The following is a 25,346-nucleotide window of genomic DNA, read 5'->3' as shown; positions in this document are numbered from 1 at the left end:
CACTCGCGAATGTTTTTAAAAGCCGCTGATTCGTCAGCGGTTTTTTTATGCCTGAAGAAAAGAGCAGAAACACTTCATTCGAAATACGAGTACGCTGCGCTTCGGGATGCGAAGAGCGACTACACTCCACAAAAAAAGGGCTGACCCATTAGGCCAACCCTTTAACAATTTATCTCGAATCTACTTATAAATACACAACATGTTTAAGTAGCTGTCTGTTAAGTTTTCTTGCTCTTCTGGCGTTTCGAGACGTTTTGCTTGAATGAATAACGAGTAGCAGATGCCGTGAAATAGGTTCGCAAGATGCTTAGGATCATGCTCATCACACACATCTCCACGCTCAATCGCCTTACTAAACATATTTTGTAATAACATTTGGTTAGTGCGGTTGGTTGTGACAAATAAAGGCCATACTTCATCACGAGTTGATGCGCTCCACTCGAACCAAACATTCAGCCAATGGCTATCTTGAGCCACTAAGTTCACCATTTCAGTGGCAATATTATGTAGATTTTTTTTCGCGTGAATATCGAGATCGATATTATCTGAAAGGAAGTTAGAGAATTGGCGTACGACATGATTCAGTACTTCATCAACCAGATCTTCTCGGGTAGGGAAGTAGTTAAATACGGTTGCTACAGACACCTGAGCAATATCAGCGATATCTGCGTGGCCACCTCGGCCAATGCCGCGGCGAGAGAATACCTCAAGTGCGATTTCCATCAATTGAAGTTTTCTTTTTAAGGGTGAAAGCCTAGTTCTAGGCCTCTTAGATATTGAGTCCATTTTATGTTCCTTGCCAACGATTTTTTATATTAATGATTTTATTATTATTTAAGCCAGGATGAGTGTAATAGTGCATATGCAAATGGTCAATCCTTTGAGCTTGTTTTATAGACAGTTACATCAAACTTGATACATAAAGCGTGATCAGTATTAATGTGAAAGTAAGCGAGTATGAGGCAAGGTATCCGTACCTATCTCATTGAGAATCTCACAGTAAATTTGAACCATAAGGTGGTGTGGGTATTTGAGCAATGCTAGACTTACGCACAAATTGAGCGGCACCAATGGCAAAGCTGTCTACACTTGTCGCAATCACCAAATAAAATGAGAGCAGTATGAAGCATACAGTTGAAGTCATGATCTCTGAGCAAGAAGTTCAGGATCGAGTGAACGAACTAGGCAAACAGATCACGGAGCACTATAAAGGGAGTGAAGATCTCGTTTTAGTTGGCTTATTACGTGGATCTTTTGTTTTTATGGCGGATCTTGCTCGTGCTATCGATTTAACTCACCAAGTTGATTTCATGACCGCATCTAGCTACGGCAATGGCACGGAAAGTTCACGTGATGTTCGTATTTTGAAAGATCTTGATGATGATATCCAAGGTAAAGACGTTCTACTTGTCGAAGACATTATCGATACTGGTAACACACTGACTAAAGTGAAAGAAATTTTGAGCCTACGTGGTCCTAAATCTATCGAAATTTGTACACTGTTGGATAAGCCTTCTCGCCGTGAAGTGATTGTAGATACTAAATGGATTGGTTTTGAAATTCCTGATGAGTTCGTTGTTGGTGTGGGTATCGACTACGCACAAAAATACCGTCACTTACCATACATCGGTAAAGTGGTACCTCAAGAGTAAAGTAATTACGACTCTGTTGAATGAAAATAAAGAAGGCTCGCATTATGCGAGCCTTCTTTTTATCTATCAGAAACTAGTCAGGATAGAAGTGAGTAAGGCTGATTTTAGCCAAGGATTGGCGTCGACAAGATCTTATTGAGCGCATCTAAGTGGCTACTCTCTAATGTGTCATTGCTTGAGCAACGTACGCCAAGGTCTTGCAGTTTGCCATTGCCTATACCATAAACAACGCCGTGGATTTCAACGTCTTGACCGCGTTCCCATGCCGTTTGTAGGATGGTTGAATTGCCTAGGTTATAAACTTGTTCTGCGACGTTAATTTCGCATAGTTTGTCACCCCATTGTTCACGAGGTAAAGACTCAATTTGCTTACGATATTTTAGGTAGTTGTCACGGATGTGAAGTAACCAGTTATTGATCAAGCCAAGCTTAGGGTTATCTATCGCAGCATTAACACCGCCACAACCGTAGTGGCCACAGATAATAATGTGTTTAACTTTGAGTACATCCACAGCGTACTGTACAACAGATAAGCAGTTCAGGTCGGTATGAACCACTTGGTTGGCTACATTTCGGTGAACAAACAGTTCGCCAGAATACAAACCGGTGAGACGCTCGGCCGGTACACGGCTATCAGAGCAGCCGATCCATAGGAAACCAGGATTTTGACCTTCTTCAAGCGTAGTAAAGTATTCAGGGCGTTCAGAGCGAATTGACTCTGACCATTTAGAATTGTTTTCAAAAAGCTGTTTAATTTCTGGCATTTTGCGTCTTACATCCCTTAATTAAGAATCACAACTATACACAATGTTACAAATTCAATCTTGTAAAAACTGTGTCAAATAGTGCTCATCTGACGTGTTCTAGTCGTTAAATTTATTAACTTAGGTTAGAAGCTTTGATTTGGTTATAAGGCATGAATAATGTGATTAAATTAACACTTTCTGTGCGAGTAATTCATTTGCTAAAGTTATAAGGTTTGTCATTTCATCATCGGGAAGGTGTATTTTGTTTGGAAGTCGTTTTACGGATATCAACCTCAAAGGGGATATGTTTGGTGGTGTGACAACCGCCATCATCTCACTACCTTTAGCGTTGGCATTTGGTGTAGCTTCTGGTGCGGGGGCTGAAGCTGGTCTGTGGGGCGCTATCATGGTCGGTTTGTTTGCGGCGCTGTTTGGCGGTTCGAGTAGTTTGATATCAGAGCCAACCGGACCAATGACGGTAATCATGACGGCCGTGATGACGAGTATGGTGGCCAAGTACCCTGAAACCGGAATGGCAATGACCTTCACAGTCGTTATGATGGCGGGGGCATTTCAGATATTACTCGGGACACTAAAGCTCGGAAAATACGTTACTTTGATGCCATATAGCGTGATTTCCGGATTTATGTCGGGCATCGGCGTTATTCTGATTATCTTACAGCTTTCGCCATTATTAGGGCACGCCGCTCCATCTGGTGGAGTGATGGGCACTCTCTCTGTGCTTCCTGATACGTTGGCTAATTTAAAAGTCAGCGAGTTGTTTCTAGGTACGTTGACGCTCGGCATTCTCTTTGGCTTCCCTGCAAAGTATCGCAAGTATGTGCCAGCACAACTGGTTGCGTTAGTTGTTGTAACTCTTTTATCGGTTATCATTTTCGACACTGACTCTATCCGCCGTATTGGTGAAATACCGGCGGGTTTACCTTCATTAGTTATTCCTACCATTAGTCCTGATCAATTTACCACTATGGTTATTGATGCCTTGGTGCTTGGCACTCTTGGTTGTATTGATACGCTTCTTACCGCGGTGATCGGAGACTCACTGACACGTAAAGAGCACGACTCCGACAAGGAACTTAGAGGGCAAGGCATCGCTAATATGCTTTCTGGTCTATTTGGAGCATTGCCTGGTGCGGGTGCCACCATGGGAACCGTAACCAACATTCAGGTCGGTGCACGTTCTCCGCTATCTGGTGTTATTCGTGCCTTAGTGTTGGCGTTGGTGGTATTGGTCGCGGGTGGCTTAACCGAGCCGATTCCTATGGCGGTATTGGCTGGCATCGCCATGTATGTGGGTTTCAACATCCTCGATTGGAGTTTCATTCAGCGGGCACATAAGGTGAGTTACACAGGTATGGGCGTGATGTACGGCGTGATGCTGCTAACCGTTTTTGTTGACTTGATTATTGCCGTTGGACTTGGTGTGTTTATCTCGAATATCTTGATCATCGAAAGGTTAAGCAGAGAGCAAGCTCGGCAAGTTAAGGCCATCAGTGATGGTGATGATGAAGAGGACATTCCGCTGACAGATAGCGAACGTCAACTGCTAGATAGCGCTAACGGGAAGGTGTTGTTTTTCTATCTTTCTGGCCCAATGATCTTTAGTGTTTCAAAGGCTATTTCACGTCAGCATTCAAGCATCTCTGATTATGAAGTGATGATCTTAGATCTCACGGACGTGCCTATGATTGATGTAACGGTCGGACTTGCTCTAGAAAATGCTATTAAAGATGCTTTAGATGCACAGTGCGAAGTATACCTGCTGTGTCCTAATGAGAATACCCGTCAACAATTAGAGAAGTTTCACGTACTTGATTTGGTACCTGAATCCAATACTTATCGATTTAGATACGAAGCACTGACGGCGGCAACAAGCTATGTTGATAGGGATGAGCATCAATTTGAATCGGTCTAAGCTTAAATCGACCTCATTACTCAATTGGTTTTAAGCTGTTGTTCAGCATCGATTCATCGTTATGAGTGCCGTTAAGTGAATGACTTAGCGGCATTTTTATTTTTACAGAGTACAAAAACTATCAAGCTTTCAAAAGAAACGGATAATCGATATTTGTATCCATCGTGATTCAACGATAAACTTGTTTGCAAAATGGCCGAGTAAACAAGTTTGGGTTAGTTTTCTGCTAGCTCGTTTTAAGCATTACTCTCTTCCTCAAGCTCGGTCATCAACATCTTATCTATAGCAAATGGCAGTCTATCTCTATGTATGCATTAGAAATTGAGCAATTAAGAAAAACTTATGCTGGGGGCTTCGAGGCTCTGAAGGGCGTTAGTTTACAAGTAGAAAAAGGCGACTTTTACGCACTACTTGGTCCAAATGGTGCGGGTAAATCAACCACCATTGGTGTTATCTCTTCACTGGTAAATAAAACGTCAGGCAAGGTTAAAGTGTTCGGCTACGACATTGATACCGATCTAGAGCTGGCGAAGCAGAACTTAGGCCTTGTGCCTCAAGAGTTTAACTTTAACCCGTTCGAGACCGTTGAACAGATCGTGCTGCAACAAGCGGGTTATTACGGCGTGCCAAAAGCATTGGCGAAAGAGCGAGCGAAAAAGTACCTATCTCAACTCGATTTGTGGGAAAAGCGTGGCGAACGTGCGCGTAACTTGTCTGGTGGTATGAAGCGTCGTTTGATGATCGCGCGTGCATTGATGCATGAACCTCATTTGTTGATCCTTGATGAACCAACAGCAGGCGTTGATATTGAACTGCGTCGTTCAATGTGGGAATTCCTGAAAGAGATCAACGAAAAGCAGGGTATTACCATTATCTTGACCACGCACTACTTAGAAGAAGCGGAAATGCTGTGTCGCAACATTGGTATTATCAATCGCGGTGAGCTGATTGAGAACACAACCATGAAAGCGCTGTTGGGTAAATTGAGTGCTGAGACCTTTATTCTGGATCTGGAAGAGGGCGCGACTGAACCTAAGCTTGAAGGTGTGAATAGCCAAGTGATGTTTAATGGCTCGCTAGAAATCGAAATAGACAAGAACCTAGGTTTGAATACCATCTTTGCTCAATTGAGCGAGCAACAGGTTAAAGTTCTCTCTATGCGTAACAAAGCAAATCGTCTAGAAGAGTTATTTGTGAGTATCGTCCGTGAGGGGAGTAAATAATATGTACAGCCTATATTGGACAGCTTTTTGCAGTTTGCTGACCAAAGAGATCAACCGTTTTACGCGTATCTGGGTGCAAACATTGGTACCGCCTGCGATTACCATGACGCTGTATTTCATTATTTTTGGCAACCTTATCGGTGCCCGTATTGGTGAAATGAACGGTTTTAGTTACATGGAATACATTGTTCCTGGCCTGATCATGATGTCGGTGATCACTAACTCATATTCAAATGTGGCATCCTCGTTCTTTAGTGCAAAGTTCCAAAAGAACATTGAAGAGCTGCTTGTCGCACCTGTTCCTAACTACGTGATTATCGCCGGCTTCGTCATGGGTGGTGTGGTGCGTGGCTTGTTAGTGGGCACTATCGTAACGTTCGTATCCTTGTTCTTTGTCGACTTACAAGTTGACCATTGGGGCGTGATCATTGCGACGGTATTTTTAACGTCGGTAGTGTTCGCTCTGGGGGGCTTGATTAACGCCGTATTCGCACGCACGTTTGATGATATCTCTATTATCCCAACCTTTATCTTAACGCCGCTGACCTATCTTGGTGGTGTGTTCTACTCGATCAGCCTATTACCTGAATTCTGGCAAGGTGTATCGAAGTTGAACCCTATCGTGTACATGGTCAACGCGTTCAGATATGGCTTCTTGGGTGTATCTGATGTGGGTATCGTGACGTCGTTTGGCGTACTAGGTGTGTTTATCTTGCTGTTGTATGGTATTGCACACTACCTAGTGACAAAGGGTATTGGCCTACGTAGTTAACTTTTAGTTATCCCGGATCTATTAGTTATCCAGATTCTATTAATTATCCTGAATCGCAGGCAAAGAAAAAGGTCGATATTACATCGACCTTTTTTGTATCTTTCGTTTGTGCTGTTGCTTTGCGTTAGGAGCTGGTTTACGTAAAGAGAAGAAAGCGATTACTCAGCCGTTTCTTCTTTCACTTCTTCTTTGGTTTCCGTTACCAAGTCGAGAACTTGGTTGTCGATAAGACGAGTCTTACCTAGGAACGCCGACATTAGAATCACAGCTTGAGTCGATTCTGAAGTGATGGCTTGCAGAGTCTTAGCATCACAAATGAAGATCTCATCTGGCTGAAGATCTGCAGCGCGTAGCTGGTCTGCCGCATCTTCAATAACAGATGCGTAATCATCTCGGCCACCACGAATTGCGCTGCTAATCCAACGCATAGTGCGTGCAAGAACTGGGGCTCGTTGGCGCTCATCAAAAGTCAAATTACTATTACGAGAGCTCATTGCCAAACCATCCATTTCTCGAACAGTAGCAACACCCACGATTTGAATATCTAACGCTAGGTCAGTTGTCATTTGACGAATGACAGCAAGTTGCTGGAAGTCTTTCTCGCCGAAGCATGCAAAATCTGGTTGAACGACATTAAACAGTTTAGTGACAATGGTTGATACACCGCGAAAATGCCCAGGGCGAGAAGCGCCCTCAAGCATGTGTGATAGGCCCGGAACTTCGATAAATGTTTGTTTATCTAGGCCCTCTGGGTACATTACTTCTGGAGTCGGGGTAAATACAAGCTCAACGCCTTCCCCTGTTAGTTTACTTAGATCAGCTTCTAACGTTCGAGGGTAGTTGTTTAGATCGTCGGCACGGTCAAATTGCATTGGGTTAACAAAAATGCTAACCACAACAATATCAGCTAATTCACGCGCTTTCTTTACCAGCGTTAGGTGGCCTTCATGTAGGTTCCCCATTGTTGGCACAAAAGCTATTGTGCGTCCATCACGCTTAAACTGTTTAATCTGCTCGCGAAGAGCCGTTATTTCAGCAAAAGTTTGCATAGTTATTCCTAAGCGATTGTATGAGCGTCATCAGGGAAACGCGCACTCTCTACTTCTTCTTTGTACAGTGCGACTGCTTTTCGCATGTCACCCGTTTCGGCTAAGAAGTTCTTAGAGAATTTCGGCATGTAGTTCGCAGAGATACCGAACATGTCATGCATTACTAGGATCTGCCCATCGGTAACATTACCTGCCCCAATACCAATAACGGGTACGTCACAAGCTTCTGTAATTCGTTTTGCCAATGAAGCCGGTACACATTCAAGTAGCACGATTTGTGCGCCTGCGTTTTGCAATGCTAGCGCATCAGCAAGCATTTTATCGGCCTGCTCGTCGTCACGGCCTTGTACTTTGTAACCACCAAAGATGTTCACAGATTGAGGTGTTAAACCTAAGTGCGCACATACTGGTACAGCACGTTCTGTTAGCATCTTAACAGTATCAACCAACCAACTGCCGCCTTCGATTTTTACCATGTTCGCGCCAGCACGCATTAAGCTTGCTGCGTTCTCACAAGCCTGCTCAGAGGTAGAGTAGCTCATGAATGGCATATCAGCCATAAGAAGGCAGTTTGGGCTACCAGAACGCACAGAGCGCGTATGATAAGCAATGTCTTCTACAGTTACAGGTAAAGTATCGTTATGGCCTTGTAGTACCATACCAAGTGAGTCACCGACAAGCAGGACTGGCATTTCTTGGCTTTCGAACAATTGAGCGAAACTCGCATCATAAGCTGTCGAAGTCGCGAATTTACGGCCTTCACGTTTGCATTTGATAAGGTCGTTAATGGTTACTTTTTTCATTGGTTTTCCTTAATGCGCTTGACTATTGTTGCCAAACATTGAGCCCGTTCTTATCAACTAACTTGAGTAAGTCTGTCAGCTCAGTCCCATCTGGGAGCTGTAAACTTGGTGCGATTTCAGCAAGCGGGTAGAGAACAAACTCTCGTTCTTTCATTCCGTAATGAGGAACAGTTAAACGCTCTGAATCGATCACCTCATTGCCGTATAGCACAATGTCGAGATCCAAGGTTCTTGGCCCCCAACGCTCGTCTTTACGGACGCGCCCTTGCTCTAACTCGATTTTTTGAGTGTAATTAAGCAGTTCAACTGGCGTTAATTCTGTTTGGATTGCCACTACCGCGTTGATGTAGTCTGGTTGATTTTGTGGCCCCATTGGAGTGCTACTATATAGCTGAGAGCTCGCAATAAACGTTGACCGCGGTAGGCTTTTTAGCGTTTCGATAGCCAAATTTGCTTGGCTAACTGGGTCGGCAAGGTTGCTGCCGACTGCAATGTAAGCGGTTATCATTCTGACTGTTTACTCTTTTTATTACGATAAGTCTTACGGCGACGATGACCTGATTTTGAGGGCGCAGCTACATCGTTGGCCATCGCTTGGCGCATGTTGCGTCCAGCAGTCTGATAACGCTCCCACCATTTCGCTAACTCTTTGGTTTCGCCACCTTCAATCTCGCCACGCATTTCTAGGAAATCGTAGCCTGCACGGAACTTATTAAGCTCCATAAGGCGAACAGCACGTTTTCCATTACGGCGAGGTAATCGTAGTTGCAGTTGCCAAACTTCACGAATGGTTGCTGTATGGCGACGAGGAATCGCAATAGATTTTACTTGTTGATCAAGAATGATGTTGCTCGCTTCCATGATCGCATCGTAGTGTGCCATACCTTGTTCAGCGACAAGTTTGTCTGCCAGCTTGTTCATTGGGTACCAAAGCATCGCTGCGAACATGAATGCTGGGTTTACTCGCTTACCATCTTCAATGCGAAGGTCGGTTGAATCGAGAACCAAATCAAGCATCTGCTCAGTATGAGAGTCATAATTGGCAGTGAAGTGCTCTGCCACAGCTGGGAACATCTGCTGGAAGAGGTTGTATTCACGCATTAGGTGGTAGGTTTCTAAGCCATGACCTGATTGAAGCAATTTAAGAGATTCTTCGTAAAGACGTGCTGCTGGTATGTCTTTGAGAAGATGTGCCAGTTCTTCAATAGGATCGGCGGTGTCTTCTTCAATATCGAAGTCTAGCTTAGCGGCGAAACGCATTGCACGCAACATACGTACAGGGTCTTCACGGTAGCGAGTTTCTGGATCGCCGATTAGGCGGATCAGCTTGTCTTCTAAATCTTCTACACCACCTGCGTAATCGTGGATGCTGTAATCAGCAATGTTGTAATACATCGCGTTAATAGTGAAGTCACGACGCTCTGCATCTTCATCAACATTGCCGTACACGTTATCGCGCAGCAACATGCCTTCTTCCGATTGGGCAGACACGTTTTTCGATGGCTCCTGGTGGTGGCCACGGAAAGTCGCTACTTCAATGATGTCTCGGCCAAACATGATATGGGCTAATCGAAAACGGCGACCGATAAGGCGACAGTTTCTGAATAGGTGTTTGATTTGCTCTGGGGTTGCGTTAGTCGCGATGTCAAAATCTTTTGGCTGAGAGCCTAATAAGATATCGCGTACACCACCACCGACTAAAAACGCGTCAAAACCCGCACCATTCAGGCGATATAACACTTTTAGTGCGTTGTCACTGATCTGCTTGCGTGAAATATTGTGCTCTTGGCGAGTATAAACATTCAGAGCTAACTCGTGGAATCCGCGTTGTTCGCTTGGGGTATTGTCGTTTGTATTCATTAGTTTAGAACAAAGTAGGTATCGCCAACTTTGTTTTTCTCTTAGTCCAAAGTGGTAGTGCAGAGTTTAATTGCGGCTAATAATAGCTTAGCGCGAGCCATTTGAGAACATCATCGGCTTAACCGCTGCTGTTGGTTATGGCATTTTTATGTGTCGCTTATAGTATTTACCATTACTTTCGAGCTAATCACGATGCTCTTTTTGTAAACTATCAGGTAATTGACTGATGTGCCATTGCTGGCAGCCCCACAATAAAATCTCATCCATTGAAGCTTCAAAAAGGGCTGCTGGGATATCAAAACCTAAGAATCGCATAGCGCTGAGTAACGTTGGTTTTGGGTTGTCGAGATCTATCGCGGTGGCATGGTTCTGTTTTGACAGTTTATTCCCCAAACCATCGGTTGCCAATGGTAAGTGCAAGTAACTCACTGTTTTTTGCTTAAGCGTTTGGTACAAGCTTATTTGGCGACCTGTTGGTTCTATCAAGTCCGCCCCTCTTACGACTTCTGTTACCCCTTGCTCAATGTCATCAAGGACAACCGCTAAGTTATAGGCAAACAATCCATCTCGGCGTTTGATAATGAAATCTTCTTCCGCTAATGCCTTAGGTATCTGAATCGACCCGTGACGAACATCATCAAACGACTCAACAGGGAAGTCCATACACAAGCGCACCGCTTGCTCACCTAAGTCAATCAAACCTGCGTGTCGGCAGTGGCCATTATAGAAACCGCCTAAGGCTTTTATCTGTTTACGAGTGCATTGGCAGTAGTAGGCTTGTTTATCAGCGACCCATTGATCAATTTGAGCTTGATACATGTTGTGGCGCTGACTTTGATAGACGACTTCGCCATCCCAAAATAGGTGGTAAGTCTCAAGCGTCTTAAGAATGAGGTCTGCAGCGCCGGCCATTTCTCTTGGCGGATCAAGGTCTTCCATACGAACTAACCATTGCCCTTGGTTAGATTTCGCTTGAAAGTAGCTACCAAGAGCAGCAACAAGCGAGCCAAAATGAAGAGGACCTGACGGTGATGGTGCAAAGCGCCCGATATAATTCATGAGTGAATAACCTAATTCTGATGGTACCGCAGTAGCTGGTTCTTAAGGTGGTTTAATTAGTTGTTTTAATGCGTTTGGCTAGCGTTTTAAGACGCTGAATTAGCAGTTTAATGCATAGAACTCAGCTTTAAAGTTGCTATTTGCTATCAAGTCTATGAAAGTTTGAGCGGATATGGCCAACAAAAAAGGGAGCCAAAGCTCCCTTTTTTACATCCGCAAGAATTAACCTTGCATCTGTTTCTCTTTGATCTCTGCAAGCGTTTTACAGTCAATACAAAGGTCAGCGGTTGGACGAGCTTCAAGACGGCGGATGCCGATCTCGATCCCGCAAGAATCACAGAAGCCGAAATCATCTTCTTCGATCTTGTCTAGTGTCTTTTCAATTTTCTTGATAAGACGACGCTCACGGTCACGGTTACGTAACTCTAGGCTGAATTCTTCTTCTTGAGAAGCGCGGTCAACTGGGTCTGGGAAATTCGCCGCTTCATCCTGCATATGGTGCACAGTACGATCAACTTCTTCCCTGAGCTGGTTGCGCCAAGCTGCTAAAATTTTTGTAAAATGTTCCGTTTGCTCAGGTGACATGTACTCTTCACCGGGCTTTTCTTGGTACGGTTCAACACCTGCGATGGCTAGGATGCCTAGCGCTTTTTTCTTAGATTCTGGCATACAGCATCTCCTATTTACACCTAGTCAACTGCAAAGCAGCTAATTTTAAGGCGGGTATCTATAGCAGAAAGAACGAATGGTGGCAAATACTCTTATTCAAACTTGCAATCAATGTGATTAGTTCTGCATCTTTGTTCAACTATTGATAAATTCAACAGCTTGTTTTAGTTGTATTTGAGTACTGCTGAGCTCTGCTTTATAGCAAAGCACTTCAACTCCAGCGTCTTGTGCTTGTTTTAGTAATAACGAATATTTGGCGTCTATATGGTGTGCCGCAGACACTTTTTCAATACCTGAATGTAAAACAGTGAATAAAAGTATGGCTCTATTTCCAGATTCGACCATTTCTGTGAGTTCACGCAGATGTTTTTGGCCTCTGGTTGTCACAGCGTCAGGGAAAAAACCTTGTCCTTTGGTTGATGATTCTTGCTTAGTTGACGTTAACTGTTCGTCGAGCAAAGTGACGCTTTTCACTTCGATATAGCAAGGCGGCTTTTCGTTATCTTCAAGCAGAATGTCGATTCGACTATTCTCACTGCCATATTTCACTTCAGTTCGTAACGCGTTGTAGCCTAAGAGTTCAACTATAGTCCCATTTTCAATTGCTTCCACTGCTAGCTGGTTTGCTCGCGCAGTATTTACACAAATACGGTGACCTTTGTCTGTTTCTGAGATCTCCCAGCTGTTTGGGTACTTTCGTTTGGCGTTATCTGATGTTGAGTACCACACCGTGTTGCCAGGTGTCGCGCATCCCGTCATCGCTCCAGTGTTAGCACAATGAATCGTACGCTCGCTGCCGTCAGGAAGTTTGATGTCAGTAAGAAAACGTTTATAGCGTTTAATAAGAGTCGCTGGCTCTAATGGCGGATTGAAGTGCATATTACTTATTTAGAGAGGTCGGTTTTTATGTACAATGCTGCCAACATTACACCACAAGGTTCTCCCATTGCCACAACTGCCCATAGAAGCTGTGATGCCAGATCTGCTCGCTGGCGTAGAAACACACACTCAACTTATTCTAAAGGCCGCTCCCGGTGCAGGTAAGTCAACATTTTTCCCCTTGCAACTGGTTAAAACCAATGCTGTTCCAGGCAAAATAATCATGCTTGAACCTAGGCGTTTGGCGGCTAGGAATATTGCCACTTACTTGGCGAGCCAACTAGGAGAGAAGGTAGGGGAGAGCATAGGTTTTAGAGTTCGTGGTGAATCTAAAACCAGCAGTGCAACTCGTTTGGAGATCGTTACCGAAGGGATCATGACAAGAATGATCCAAACCGACCCTGAATTGAGCGGGGTCGATATGGTGATCTTCGATGAGTTCCACGAGCGCAGCATTCATGCGGATACTGCTCTCGCTTTTAGTTTAGAGATCCAAGAGGCGTTGCGTGACGATCTAAAAGTGGTGATGATGTCGGCGACATTAGACCAACAAGCTTTGCAGTCTTTATTACCCAATGCCAAATACGTTGAATCCCAAGGTCGTACTTTTCCGGTTGAGTTCCGTTATCAGCCTCTTAATACCAATCAGTACTTAGCCCCTAAAATGGCTAGCGTGATTCGCTCTTTGATGGAGAAGGAATCCGGTTCGTTGTTGGCATTCTTACCTGGGGTGTCTGCGATTAAGCAGGTGGAGTCTCAACTAGAAAAACTCTCTAACGATATCGATGTGTGTCCTTTGTACGGTCAACTCAGCTTTCCTCAACAACAGAAAGCGAGCGCACCGTCTGATAAAGGGCGTCGAAAAGTGGTGTTGGCCACCAATATAGCGGAAACCTCTCTGACCATTGAGGGCATTCGGTTAGTGGTGGATTCTGGTCTTGAACGAGTCGCCAAGTTTGATTTGAAAACCGGCATCACCAAGCTTGAGCAAGTGAAAATCTCCCAGTCTTCTGCTGAACAGCGAGCAGGCCGTGCTGGGCGAATTGAAGAAGGTTTGTGTGTTCGCTTGTACAGCGAAACGCAGTTAATGCAGCAACCCGCTGTACCGGAGCCTGAAATCCTCTATTCGGATCTCTCTTCGCTGGTGGCTGAACTGACGCAATGGGGCGCTGCAAGTGCAGACGAGTTGCAATGGCTAGACGTTCCGCCACGCGCTTCAATTGAACAAGCCAAGCAACTGCTGCAACGCCTTGAGTTATTAGGCAGTAATGGCCAATTTACGGCGCTAGGTAAACAAGCTCAGCGTTTAGGTCTTGAGCCTCGTATCGCCAGCATGCTGATAAAAGCGCAACAGGGCAGCCAAACTTTGCTGAATGTCGCGATTGTCGCCGCAGCTTTACTTGAAGAGCCTGAACGCAACGTCACCGATATTCAACATTCGTTGCACCGACTTGAGCAAAGAAAGCACTCGAAAAACAACGTAGTGATGCAGCGAGCGAAAAGTCTCGCCAGTAAACTCAATCATCACGTAGATTTGTCACAACTTGATGAATCATTGTTACCATTAGTGCTTTGTTTTGCATTCCCTGACCGAATAGCTCAGGCGAGAAGTGCGACTGGCAGTGCTTTCCTTCTTGCGAATGGTCACGGCGCTGAAGTTCGTGATGATGATCCATTGGCGAACAATGATTACATTGTGGTGATTGATTTGATGCGCAGCACAGGACGAGCCAGTCAAGTTTTCTTGGCAACCGCTGTCGATATTGCGCAGTTAGAAGAAGCGTTTCCCAAACTCTTCGTCTGTTCAGATTATGCGGATTGGGATGAGAAGCGTGGCCGCTTGGTTGCTGAGCAGCGAGTGTCTTTGGGTAAACTGATTATCAGCACCAAAGCCTTACCTGAGCCGAGTGCGAATCAGGCAAGCCAAGCACTACTCAATTATATCGCTCGGTGTGGTCTTGATCGTTTACATTGGACGCCCGCCGCGAAGCAGCTAGTTGAACGCGTACGTTGTGCCCAGCTTTGGATGCCGGAGCATGATTGGCCTGCAATGGATGAGATTAGTCTAATTGCACATCTAGATACCTGGTTGTCGCCGTATTTGAATGGCATTAAGTCAGCAAAAGGGTTGTCGAATGTGTCAATTGAACAAGCACTGTCGGCGTACCTTGGTTGGCCATTGAATCAAGAAATCGACCAATGGCTACCGACGCATTACGTGATGCCTACAGGCAGTAAAAAAGCGATTCGATACCAATATCAATCGGAGCCTGTGATCTCGGTGCGAATGCAAGAAGTCTTTGGTGAACAAGACTCACCCTTGATAGCGCAAGGTCGTAAAAAAGTCGTGCTTGAGTTACTTTCTCCTGCGCAGCGACCATTGCAAATTACTCAAGATTTAGCTGGCTTTTGGGCTGGCGCGTACAAAGAAGTACAAAAAGAGATGAAAGGCCGTTACCCAAAACATCCTTGGCCTGATGATCCTGCTAACCATGTAGCAACCACTAAAACCAAACGACAGTTGAACCGATGATGACCAAAATGTTAACGCCCAAAAAGGCACCACCTAAAAAAGCGCCAGCAAAGAAGTCACCTGCGACCAAAGCCAAGCCTCGAAAACCGAGAGCTGCCGCGAAGAAGACCAAGCCAAGAGCTAAAAAATCGGGCAACCGAGGTTGGTTGAAAATCTTGTGGGGGATTACTTGGAAAGCGGGTTTAGCCTTGGCTGCGCTGTTGTTGTTTGTTGGTATTTACCTAGACTCTGTAGTCAAACAGCGATTTGAAGGCCAACTGTTTGATTTGCCAACCGTGGTTTATGCACGTGTGTTGGATCTGTCTCCAGGTACAGCGGTGAATTTAGTCCAGGTAAAGAATGAACTGGATGTACTGAATTACCGTAAGGTGAACTCTCCTCGTCATCCGGGTGAGTACTCTTCCTCTTCAACCAAGATTGAGATGATTCGTCGTCCGTTTGAGTTTGTCGATGGGCCAGAAGCCGATCGTCATGTGATGCTGCACTTTAATGGCAACGAATTAACTCGAATCCAGTCGCTAGAGAGGAAAGGTGACATGGGTTACCTGCGTGTAGAGCCGAAAATGCTTGGCATGCTTGAGAAGAGTAACGAGGAACAGCGTTTGTTCTTAAAACGTAATCAGTTCCCTGAAGTAATGGTTGATGCACTATTGGTAACCGAAGACCGAAACTTCTATCAGCACGATGGAGTGTCCCCGTTAGCGATAGCTCGTGCGATGGTGGTTAACGTTAAAGCGGGGCGAACGGTACAAGGGGGCAGTACGCTGACTCAACAGTTGGCAAAAAACCTGTTCTTGTCCAGTGAGCGCACATTGTGGCGTAAAGTTCGTGAAGCCTATATTGCTCTGATCTTGGATCATCGCTATAGCAAAGACCGAATCTTAGAGGCTTACTTGAACGAGGTTTACTTAGGACAAAATGGCGGTCAAGCCATCCATGGCTTCGGTTTGGCTTCGCGCTTGTACTTCGGTCAACCTATTCAAGAGCTTCGTATTGACCAATTAGCGTTGCTTGTCGGAATGGTGAAAGGACCATCGTATTATAACCCCGTTCGTTACCCTGAGCGTGTTAAAGCTCGTCGTGATTTGGTACTTCGTTTGCTAATGCAACAAGACATACTGACACCGAAACAGTATGAAGAAGCTGCAAGCCGTGATTTGGATATCCAAGATAATCCTCGTATTGCGAGCCGTCAGCCAGCGTATTTTCAACAGGTCAACATTGAACTGAAAAAATATGTGGGTGAGCGATTTGAAGCCAAGAAAGGGATACGAGTTTTTACCTCTCTGGACCCGGTTTCTCAAGACCAATTAGAAAAGTCCATAGCACGTAAGGTGCCTGAGTTATCCAAAACTGGAGGTAATCAGCTTGAAGCCGCGGCGATTGCTGTCGATAGGAATACCGGTGAGATCCGTGCGATGGTAGGGGGGAAGCGTACTGGCTACGATGGCTTCAACCGTGCTCTGAATGCGAGCCGCCCTATTGGTTCACTGGTGAAACCTGCAATTTATCTGACAGCATTGGAACAGCCACAAAAGTACACGCTTGCGACGACTTTGATGGATTCTCCACTCAGTTTGAAAGGCAGTAAAGGCAGCGTATGGAGCCCGAGAAACTTCGATCGTAAGTTTCGCGGTGAGGTGCCTTTGTATGTGGCACTTTCGAAATCTTATAACGTGCCCACGGTTCGGTTGGGGATGCAGCTAGGCATTGATAGTGTCTCAGATACGATTGGAAAGCTGGGTGTCGATAAAAATGAGATACGCCCAGTGCCGTCGATGTTTTTGGGTTCATTCTCACTGACTCCGTTCCAAGTCGCGCAGATGTACCAAACCATTACTAACTCTGGGCGTATCGCGCCGTTATCGGCACTTCGTTCAGTGGTTGATAATGACGGTGAGGTTTTATATCAATCGATTCCTCGCGTATCGCAAAGTGTTGATCAGCAAGCGGCTTGGCTAACGACTTATGCAATGAAGCGAGGGGTGTCGGAAGGCACAGGTCGCTTCTTACAAGGTCAGTTTGCATGGGCAGGTTTGGCCGGTAAAACGGGCACCAGTAACGACAGCCGAGACAGTTGGTTTGTTGGGGTCGATGGCCGTGAAGTGACTACTATTTGGCTAGGGCGTGATGACAATAAACCAACAAAGCTAACCGGTTCTAGTGGTGCGTTACGTGTTTATGCTGATTACTTAAAGCAGAGAACACCTGAACAATTGTTACTGCCGTGGCCAACAGGAGTCGCGACAGCTAGTTTTACCCGAACGTCAGATGGTGCCTTAGAGTTAGACTGTGATGGCGCTGTTAAATTGCCGGTGTGGGATGAGAACGGAAATATTAAGAAGGGCTGTGAAAGTCAACCAAAACAGTGGCTAAAAAAGCTTTTTCAGTGGTAAAGTCGCAGCAGTAAACAATGACAAGGATAGTTTAAAGAATGATTTCTCGTTGGTTAGTGAGTGGCTTGAGCATCGCCAGTGCTGTGATCAGTTTTCAGCTGTTTGCATATACAGCAGTGAAGGTTGATGAGTCTCAGCAGGCTGAACAAGTGGGTCAAAGGCCAACGGTTGCTGTGGTGCTTGCTGGTGGGGGAGCAAAAGGTGCTGCTCATATTGGGGTGCTTAAAGCCTTAGAAGAGATGCGAATTCCGGTGGATTATATTACCGGTACCAGCATGGGCTCTTACGTTGGTGGATTGTATGCGACAGGAATGAGTGCCGACGAGATTGAAAGTTTTATTTATACGGTGGATTGGAATCGTGGTTACCGAGATCGTGTTAACCGTAGTGATCGCCGAGTAAGTGATAAAGAATATGAAGACCGCTATCAGCTAAACACCGACCTAGGATTAGGTTGGGGAGAAGTCAAAGCGAGTAAAGGTGTGGTGCAAGGTCAGAATATGCTGCGTATTCTACGTGAGACTACGGGTAACTTAGCCCCGATAGACTCTTTTGATCACCTTGCTATCCCTTATCGTTCAGTCGCAACGGACATTATTGCTCTTGAAGAAGTGGTCATCGAGCATGGTTATCTTGTTGATGCCATGATGGCCAGTATGTCGGTGCCCGGAGCGCTTCCGCCTTATGAAGTCGAGGGGCGAATGCTCGTTGATGGCGGCGTGACCAATAATATGCCTGTTGACGTTGCAAGAGCGATGGGCGCTGACATCGTTATCGCCGTTGATATTAGTACTAACTATAAAGGTATGGAAGACTACACCAATTTTCTAGCGGCCGCCGATCAACTCTCTAATTACCTTGTTCGCCGTAGTACTCAAGATCAAGCCGCTACGTTAACGGAGGACGATGTGTTCTTGCGTCCCGATGTTGGACAAATGGAAACGACAGAGTTCGATAAAATGCCGACGGCTTACCATGCCGGATACGAGGAAGCTAAGCAGTATACCGATCAGCTTTCCAAGTTGTCGCTCTCCTATGCGGACTACCAACACTATATTGATGATAAACAGAAGGCTCGTAGACAGCTTAAACACGGTGACAAAACTGTGGTCGACAAAGTGGTTATCAATAACAACACCCATTACTCAGATAAGCTGATTGGAAACCGTTTAAATCTCGATTCTGGTGAGGTTCTGAAAACCAGTGAAATTGAATCTAAAGTACAAGATCTCTATGCATTAGATAGGTTTGAGTTGGTCACTTATGAATTTGAGACTGTTGATGGCGAAGAGCAGCTACAAGTGGATGTTAATGAAAAGTCTTGGGGCCCAAACTACCTCAATTTTCGATTCTTTCTTGAAGATGACTTCTCTACAGAAAGCCAATACTCGATCGGTATCTCTGCCAACTTTACCGATATTAATCAACATGGTGCTGAGTTGAGAACCAATGTCGAGATGGGGACTGATAAGAGAATTGAAGCCGAGCTTTTCTCGCCATTCTTTTCGAGTCAAAAATTGTTCACTTCAGCATCGGTTGTTTATAGCAAAGAGAACCGAAATCTACCGGCAGATATTGACGATATTGAAGAACCGACACTGGACGTAACGAAAGATTATCTCCCAATGACGTATAGTGAATATATCGGTGAACTGGCATTAGGCTATCAACCTACATTGTGGCAAGAACTGAAATTTGGTCTTCGTTATACTGATGGGGATATTGAGGTATCTTCGTTACCTTCACTGGGCAGCGGTGGCTTCAAGCGTCTTGGTGGATTTATGGGTTACCGACTGGATACTTTGGATAACTTCAGCTTGCCGACCAAGGGTTACTTTGTCGATTTAGAGTACCTTGTCTCTCATGATGACTTTGAAAATGACAGTTCGCTTGGGGATTCTGATTTAACATCGAATAGTGATACTGTTTATGAGTTTTCAGCAAACTTCATGGCTGCACAAAGTATTGAGAAGCATACTTTAGTCGCAAAGCTGGATTTTGGTATGGTCGAAAGCAAAAACTCTGTTTTTCCCATTGATCCGAAAGAGCTTGGTGGATTCCTGAATTTATCCGGTATTCCAAGAAACAGCCTAATAGGCCAGAACTTAGCGTACAGCAGCTTAACTTATCGATACAAGTGGTTTGAAAACGACTTTGGTTTGTTTGAGTCTCCATTCTATATAGGTGCATCGATAGAACATGGTGGAGTATGGTCTAACAATGAGCTGAGCATTGATGAAGCGCCAATGTTCACGGCTGGTTCAGTTTTTGCTGGAGTAGACTCCCCAATAGGGCCCGTTATTTTGGCTTATGGACGAACTGAAGGTAACTACGACTCGGTCTACTTAATTATTGGAACGTCTTACAAATAAACATGAGTGGGAGATGTGTTTAACTGCGTAAATAGGTAAAAATAGTAAGACTTTCGTCTTAACTTGCTATGTTGGTCAAAATGATAAGATTTTAATTTAACGTTAAATTTGCTATTCTACCGCCCACAGTTTGGCCTCTATGACGCCGCTCATCAATACAAATTGAATGACAAAAATGGCAATGGAGAGCCAAGTTTCCAAGGATGTCCACTTCTTTATTTTACTAATAATTATGAAGGTAAGAAGTGAACCGCAATGAGAGGAAAAAGTCGTGCTTGAAGCCTACCGTAAACACGTCGCAGAGCGTGCTGCCGAAGGAGTTGTTCCAAAACCACTAGATGCTGAGCAGGTAGCTGGCCTAGTTGAACTTCTGAAGAATCCACCCCAAGGTGAAGAAGAAATCATTCTTGACCTACTAGAAAATCGCATTCCACCAGGCGTTGATGAAGCTGCTTATGTAAAAGCTGGCTTCCTCACGGCTATCACAAAAGGCGAAGTCGCTTCTCCACTAGTAAGTAAAGAAAAAGCGGCTGAGCTGCTTGGAACTATGCAAGGCGGTTACAACATCGAGTCTCTAGTATCTCTACTTGATGATGCTGAACTTGCTCCAATCGCTGTTAAAGCATTGTCTCATACTCTACTGATGTTTGATGCGTTCTACGACGTAGAAGAGAAAGCGAAAGCTGGCAATGCAGCTGCACAACAAGTACTTCAATCTTGGGCTGATGCTGAATGGTTTACAGCGAAAGATAAAGTAGCAGAAAAAATCACTGTTAAAGTATTTAAAGTCACTGGTGAAACGAACACCGATGACCTATCTCCAGCGCCAGATGCATGGTCACGTCCTGATATCCCAGTGCACGCCAAAGCGATGCTGAAGATGGAGCGTGAAGGCATTACTCCTGACGAACAGGGTAACGTTGGTCCAATTACTCAAATTGAAGAACTACAAAAAGATGGCATTCCACTGGCTTACGTTGGTGATGTTGTTGGTACCGGTTCTTCACGTAAATCTGCGACAAACTCAGTGCTTTGGTTCATGGGTGAAGATATCCCATTTGTACCAAACAAGCGCACTGGTGGTGTTTGTCTAGGTGGTAAAATTGCTCCAATCTTCTATAACACAATGGAAGATTCAGGCGCACTACCTATTGAACTGAACGTACAAGACATGAACATGGGCGATATTATTGATATCTACCCGTACGAAGGTGTTGTTCACAAAAACGGTTCTGTGATTTCAAACTTCGAACTTAGCAAAGTGCTTCTAGATGAAGTTCGTGCTGGTGGTCGTATTCCACTGATCATCGGTCGTGGCCTTACAGGTCGAGCTCGTGATTCTCTTGGCTTAGCTGAAACAGATCTGTTTGCTAAACCAATCGACCCTTCTGCTTCTGACAAAGGTTACACGCTAGCTCAGAAGATGGTAGGTAAAGCATGCGGCGTTGAAGGTGTGCGTGCTGGTCAGTACTGTGAACCTAAAATGACGACAGTCGGTTCTCAAGATACGACCGGTCCTATGACGCGTGATGAGCTTAAAGACCTTGCATGTCTTGGCTTCTCTGCTGATTTGGTTATGCAGTCTTTCTGTCACACATCTGCATACCCGAAACCAGTTGATGTAAACACTCACCATACGCTACCTGATTTCATCATGAACCGTGCGGGTGTTTCACTTCGCCCGGGTGATGGTGTAATCCACTCATGGCTAAACCGTATGTTGCTTCCTGATACTGTTGGTACAGGTGGTGACTCGCATACTCGTTTCCCATTAGGTATTTCATTCCCTGCGGGTTCTGGCTTGGTCGCATTTGCAGCTGCAACCGGTGTTATGCCGCTTGATATGCCTGAATCTATCTTGGTTCGTTTTAAAGGTGAAATGCAGCCAGGTATCACGTTACGTGACCTAGTACATGCGATTCCTCTATATGGTATCAAGCAAGGTCTACTAACAGTAGAGAAAGCCGGTAAGATCAACGAATTCTCTGGTCGTGTACTAGAAATTGAAGGCGTTGAGCACCTATCTGTTGAGCAAGCATTCGAACTGTCTGATGCATCTGCAGAGCGTTCAGCTGCAGGTTGTACGGTTAAGCTATCTGAAGAGTCTATCTCTGAGTACTTGAACTCGAACATCGTGATGCTTAAGTGGATGATAGCTGAAGGCTACGGTGATGTGCGTACTATTGAGCGTCGTATTACTGCAATGGAAGAGTGGCTAGCAAACCCTGAGTTACTGTCTGCTGATTCAGATGCTGAATACGCTCATGTTATTGAAATTGATCTTGCTGACATCGACCAACCAATCCTATGTGCACCAAACGATCCAGATGATGCTCGTCTTCTTTCTGACGTTCAAGGTACTGAGATTCAAGAAGTGTTCATCGGTTCTTGTATGACGAACATCGGTCACTTCCGTGCAGCAGGTAAGATGCTTGAAGAGTTTAACGGCTCACTAAATACTCGCCTATGGGTGGCTCCGCCAACGAAGATGGATAAAGACCAGCTGACAGAAGAGGGCTACTACGGCATCTTCGGCCGTGCTGGGGTACGTATCGAAACTCCGGGTTGTTCTCTGTGTATGGGTAACCAAGCTCGTGTCGCGGACAAGTCGACGGTAATGTCTACGTCTACGCGTAACTTCCCGAACCGTTTGGGTAACGGTGCGAACGTTTACCTAGCGTCTGCTGAGCTTTCAGCTGTTGGTGCGATTCTTGGCCGCATCCCGACCAAAGAAGAGTACTTAGAGTACGCTGAGAAGATTAATGCAACGGCTGCTGATACATACCGTTACCTGAACTTCCATAAAATGGGTCAGTACACGGAAAAAGCAGACACGGTTATCTTCCAAGAACCAGCTTAGTTCCTCGTTATATTTGTAGCTGCAGCGTTGTTGACTGCGTACGTTCACCCTAATCACATAGAGCTTCTATGCTCATAGGGATGAACGAACTTGTCGCCTAACTGCAACTCCAACTATTTAGAGGAACCCAAATGATAGAACGTCTACTTCGGTAGGCGTTTTTTTATGTCCGAATACTGGACGACGAGCGACTCGATCTCTTGATGACTTCGCTATATACTCTCGCCTCATTTTTTTACTACCTATTTATTGAGCCTTATTTTTATTAGAGCTTTGGAGCCTTATGGAATTCGAATTTGTTAGAAACACTCTAATGGGTGAATACTATGTGAAATGCAGCATGGGCCATGAGATTGTTGGCCGTTGGCTTCAAGAAGAGATCGGTAAAGATAAGCAGAAATTAGATCATGTGATGGCACTTATTGATCGCTCCCGACAGGATCTGAGTAATGAGGTGACGCTACTCGGTAAAGAGATCAGCCTAGCGATCAATGAAGATGAAGTCACGATTCAAGAAAACGTACTCGGCCACGATCAAGAGATGGAAGAAGGCAGTGAGTTTGATTTCTATAACTGTGAAAGCCAGGCAAGCTGTGGAATCGATGATTTCGAGCTACTCATTGATCGTTGGATGGATTTCTTAGGTTACTAGCTGTTTCGGGCTTTTAAGGTTCCCGTTGCCCAAAACTGGAGCAACAATCGCGTCACGCATTAAGATAGTGAAAAGGCTGCACCGAATTGGTGCGGTCTTTTTTGTTATTACGGCCTTGTTTATTTTATCCCCTTTAATATCAATGGTTTATTTTTTTGGCACGCTACTTGGATTGTAAGAAGAGAACTAACGGATTACTGAAGAATTTAAGGAACGAATATGAAAATAATAAATGCCATTGTTAAGCCATTCAAATTAGACGATGTACGTGAAGCCCTCTCTGATGTGGGCATTGAAGGTATGACGGTTTCTGAAGTGAAAGGCTTTGGTCGTCAAAAGGGTCACACTGAACTTTATCGTGGTGCGGAATACCAAGTTGATTTTCTACCGAAGGTAAAGATAGAGATTGCAACCCAAGCAGAGAATGTTGACCGAGTTGTTGAAGCAATTAGCCAAGCGGCACACACCGGAAAAATAGGTGATGGCAAAATCTTTGTGTATGACCTAAGCCAAGCCGTACGAATTCGTACTGGTGAAATGGATGCTGAAGCACTTTAAAGAATTACAAGGACTGGAGACTTTAATATGGAACTTACAACAACAGTAACGGAACTACGTTACGCACTAGACACTTTTTTCTTCCTCATTTCGGGTGCGTTGGTAATGTGGATGGCAGCAGGCTTCGCGATGTTAGAAGCTGGCTTAGTTCGTTCAAAGAACACCACGGAAATTTTAACTAAGAATATCTGTTTGTATGCCATTGCTTGTACGACTTTCTTAGTGGTTGGCTACAACATCATGTATGTAAACAATGGTGAAGGCGGCTGGTTACCTTCGTTTGGTGCTTTAATTGGTACGCAGGGTGAAGGTGCAGATCACTCTCTAGAGTCTGATTTCTTCTTCCAAGTCGTATTCGTCGCAACAGCAATGTCTGTCGTTTCAGGTGCGGTTGCTGAGCGTATGAAGCTTTGGTCATTCCTAATCTTCTCTGTTGTACTAACAGCGTTTATCTATCCGATGGAAGGTTACTGGACTTGGGGCGGTGGTTTCCTATCTGAAGCAGGTTTCAGTGACTTCGCTGGTTCAGGTATTGTACACATGGCTGGTGCTTCAGCAGCGTTAGCTGGTGTTTTACTATTAGGTGCTCGTAAAGGTAAATACGGGAAAAATGGTGCAATCTATCCAATTCCTGGTTCAAATATGCCACTAGCAACATTAGGTACCTTCATTCTTTGGTTCGGTTGGTTTGGTTTTAACGGTGGTTCTCAACTTATGGTTTCAGATTTTGAGAATGCGACAGCAGTTGGTCAAATCTTTCTGAATACAAATGCGGCAGCAGCAGCGGGTGCCATTGCAGCACTACTAGTATGTAAGACAACTTGGGGTAAAGCAGACCTAACAATGGTACTGAACGGTGCATTAGCTGGTTTAGTTGCTATTACGGCAGATCCACTATCTCCTTCTCCATTATTTGCGGTCGCTATTGGTTCAGTATCTGGTGCATTAGTGGTATTCAGTATCATTGCTCTAGATAAAGCTAAGATTGATGATCCTGTAGGTGCTATCTCTGTACACGGTGTGTGTGGTTTCTTTGGTCTAATGGCTGTGCCACTAAGCAACGCTGATGCAACATTTGGTGCTCAACTACTGGGTGCTGCAGTCATCTTTGCTTGGGTATTCGGTGCGAGCCTAGCGGTATGGGCTGTGCTTAAAGCAACAATCGGCATTCGCGTCACTGAAGATGAAGAACTTGAAGGTATGGACATGCACGATTGTGGTGTAGGCGCTTACCCAGAGTTTGTATCAGTAAAGTAAGATCAGCAGTAACCGCCTGATCTGAAAAGTTAAGCTGTAAAGTAAAGCCCTTCAACTCATGGTTGTAGGG

At 44.9% G+C, this 25,346-nt stretch carries 20 protein-coding genes; 11 read left to right on the top strand and 9 right to left on the bottom strand.

The window, feature by feature from the left end; translation table 11 throughout:
• Positions 1–180: 180 nt before the first annotated feature.
• Positions 181–786: a LuxR/HapR/OpaR family quorum-sensing transcriptional regulator gene (locus ACED48_RS04535; protein WP_032547912.1), complete on the bottom strand. Its 606-nt coding sequence runs from the start codon at positions 784–786 to the stop codon at positions 181–183.
• Positions 787–1,121: 335 nt separating this feature from the next.
• Between ACED48_RS04535 and hpt the strand changes: the two genes are divergently transcribed.
• On the top strand, positions 1,122–1,652 hold the full coding sequence (gene hpt, locus ACED48_RS04530) for a hypoxanthine phosphoribosyltransferase (protein WP_017056620.1): 531 nt from the start codon (positions 1,122–1,124) through the stop codon (positions 1,650–1,652).
• A 104-nt stretch (positions 1,653–1,756) separates the two neighbouring features.
• On the opposite strand, the gene can is transcribed toward hpt, so the two are convergent.
• Positions 1,757–2,416 carry a carbonate dehydratase gene (can, locus tag ACED48_RS04525; RefSeq protein ID WP_017056621.1) on the bottom strand — a complete coding sequence of 220 codons (660 nt, stop codon included), beginning with the start codon at positions 2,414–2,416 and terminating at the stop codon, positions 1,757–1,759.
• Positions 2,417–2,702: 286 nt separating this feature from the next.
• Between can and ACED48_RS04520 the strand changes: the two genes are divergently transcribed.
• From ACED48_RS04520 to ACED48_RS04510, 3 genes are all read left to right on the top strand, one after another.
• Complete coding sequence (locus ACED48_RS04520) at positions 2,703–4,334, top strand: SulP family inorganic anion transporter (protein WP_017056622.1); 1,632 nt, start codon at positions 2,703–2,705, stop codon at positions 4,332–4,334.
• 305 nt (positions 4,335–4,639) lie between these two features.
• Complete coding sequence (locus tag ACED48_RS04515; RefSeq protein WP_017056623.1) at positions 4,640–5,557, top strand: ABC transporter ATP-binding protein; 918 nt, start codon at positions 4,640–4,642, stop codon at positions 5,555–5,557.
• Position 5,558: 1 nt separating this feature from the next.
• A complete protein-coding gene (locus tag ACED48_RS04510) occupies positions 5,559–6,329 on the top strand; it encodes an ABC transporter permease (RefSeq protein ID WP_017056624.1) in 771 nt (256 codons plus the stop codon).
• Between the two features lie 158 nt (positions 6,330–6,487).
• Here the strand turns inward: ACED48_RS04510 and panC are convergent, their stop codons facing one another.
• From panC to sfsA, 7 genes are all read right to left on the bottom strand, one after another.
• Positions 6,488–7,378, bottom strand: coding sequence for a pantoate--beta-alanine ligase (panC, locus tag ACED48_RS04505; protein ID WP_017056625.1), 891 nt, complete (start codon positions 7,376–7,378; stop codon positions 6,488–6,490).
• Between the two features lie 8 nt (positions 7,379–7,386).
• Positions 7,387–8,181: a 3-methyl-2-oxobutanoate hydroxymethyltransferase gene (gene panB / locus ACED48_RS04500; protein ID WP_017056626.1), complete on the bottom strand. Its 795-nt coding sequence runs from the start codon at positions 8,179–8,181 to the stop codon at positions 7,387–7,389.
• A gap of 22 nt (positions 8,182–8,203) precedes the next feature.
• Entirely contained in the window at positions 8,204–8,689 is a 486-nt protein-coding gene (folK, locus tag ACED48_RS04495; RefSeq protein WP_017056627.1) for a 2-amino-4-hydroxy-6-hydroxymethyldihydropteridine diphosphokinase, read from the bottom strand.
• Positions 8,686–10,041 (bottom strand): polynucleotide adenylyltransferase PcnB, encoded by a 1,356-nt coding sequence (gene pcnB, locus ACED48_RS04490; protein WP_017056628.1) that lies wholly within the window; start codon positions 10,039–10,041, stop codon positions 8,686–8,688. Before pcnB ends, folK begins: the two co-directional genes overlap by 4 nt.
• Before the next feature lie 183 nt (positions 10,042–10,224).
• Positions 10,225–11,100, bottom strand: coding sequence for a tRNA glutamyl-Q(34) synthetase GluQRS (gene gluQRS / locus ACED48_RS04485; protein WP_017056629.1), 876 nt, complete (start codon positions 11,098–11,100; stop codon positions 10,225–10,227).
• 222 nt (positions 11,101–11,322) lie between these two features.
• A complete protein-coding gene (gene dksA, locus ACED48_RS04480) occupies positions 11,323–11,769 on the bottom strand; it encodes an RNA polymerase-binding protein DksA (RefSeq protein WP_004738189.1) in 447 nt (148 codons plus the stop codon).
• A 135-nt stretch (positions 11,770–11,904) separates the two neighbouring features.
• Positions 11,905–12,648: a DNA/RNA nuclease SfsA gene (gene sfsA / locus ACED48_RS04475; RefSeq protein ID WP_017056630.1), complete on the bottom strand. Its 744-nt coding sequence runs from the start codon at positions 12,646–12,648 to the stop codon at positions 11,905–11,907.
• Between the two features lie 94 nt (positions 12,649–12,742).
• On the opposite strand from sfsA, the gene hrpB reads away from it, so the two are divergent.
• From hrpB to ACED48_RS04440, 7 genes are all read left to right on the top strand, one after another.
• Positions 12,743–15,181: an ATP-dependent helicase HrpB gene (gene hrpB / locus ACED48_RS04470; RefSeq protein WP_017056631.1), complete on the top strand. Its 2,439-nt coding sequence runs from the start codon at positions 12,743–12,745 to the stop codon at positions 15,179–15,181.
• Entirely contained in the window at positions 15,178–17,577 is a 2,400-nt protein-coding gene (gene mrcB, locus ACED48_RS04465; RefSeq protein WP_029627019.1) for a penicillin-binding protein 1B, read from the top strand. Before hrpB ends, mrcB begins: the two co-directional genes overlap by 4 nt.
• A gap of 38 nt (positions 17,578–17,615) precedes the next feature.
• Entirely contained in the window at positions 17,616–19,949 is a 2,334-nt protein-coding gene (locus tag ACED48_RS04460) for a patatin-like phospholipase family protein (protein ID WP_017056633.1), read from the top strand.
• 271 nt (positions 19,950–20,220) lie between these two features.
• Complete coding sequence (gene acnB / locus ACED48_RS04455) at positions 20,221–22,809, top strand: bifunctional aconitate hydratase 2/2-methylisocitrate dehydratase (protein WP_017056634.1); 2,589 nt, start codon at positions 20,221–20,223, stop codon at positions 22,807–22,809.
• A 283-nt stretch (positions 22,810–23,092) separates the two neighbouring features.
• Positions 23,093–23,461, top strand: a complete 369-nt coding sequence (locus ACED48_RS04450; RefSeq protein ID WP_017056635.1) for a YacL family protein — start codon at positions 23,093–23,095, stop codon at positions 23,459–23,461.
• A gap of 219 nt (positions 23,462–23,680) precedes the next feature.
• A complete protein-coding gene (gene glnK, locus ACED48_RS04445) occupies positions 23,681–24,019 on the top strand; it encodes a P-II family nitrogen regulator (protein WP_017056636.1) in 339 nt (112 codons plus the stop codon).
• Between the two features lie 27 nt (positions 24,020–24,046).
• Positions 24,047–25,276, top strand: a complete 1,230-nt coding sequence (locus ACED48_RS04440) for an ammonium transporter (RefSeq protein ID WP_017056637.1) — start codon at positions 24,047–24,049, stop codon at positions 25,274–25,276.
• The last annotated feature ends 70 nt before the right edge of the window (positions 25,277–25,346 follow it).

Origin of the sequence: Vibrio sp. 5S239, from assembly GCF_041439575.1 — a bacterium.
Classification (GTDB): Bacteria; Pseudomonadota; Gammaproteobacteria; order Enterobacterales; family Vibrionaceae; genus Vibrio; species Vibrio kanaloae.
The sequence above is the reverse complement of the archived record's forward strand: the minus strand, read 5'-3'. Positions and strand labels throughout refer to the sequence as shown.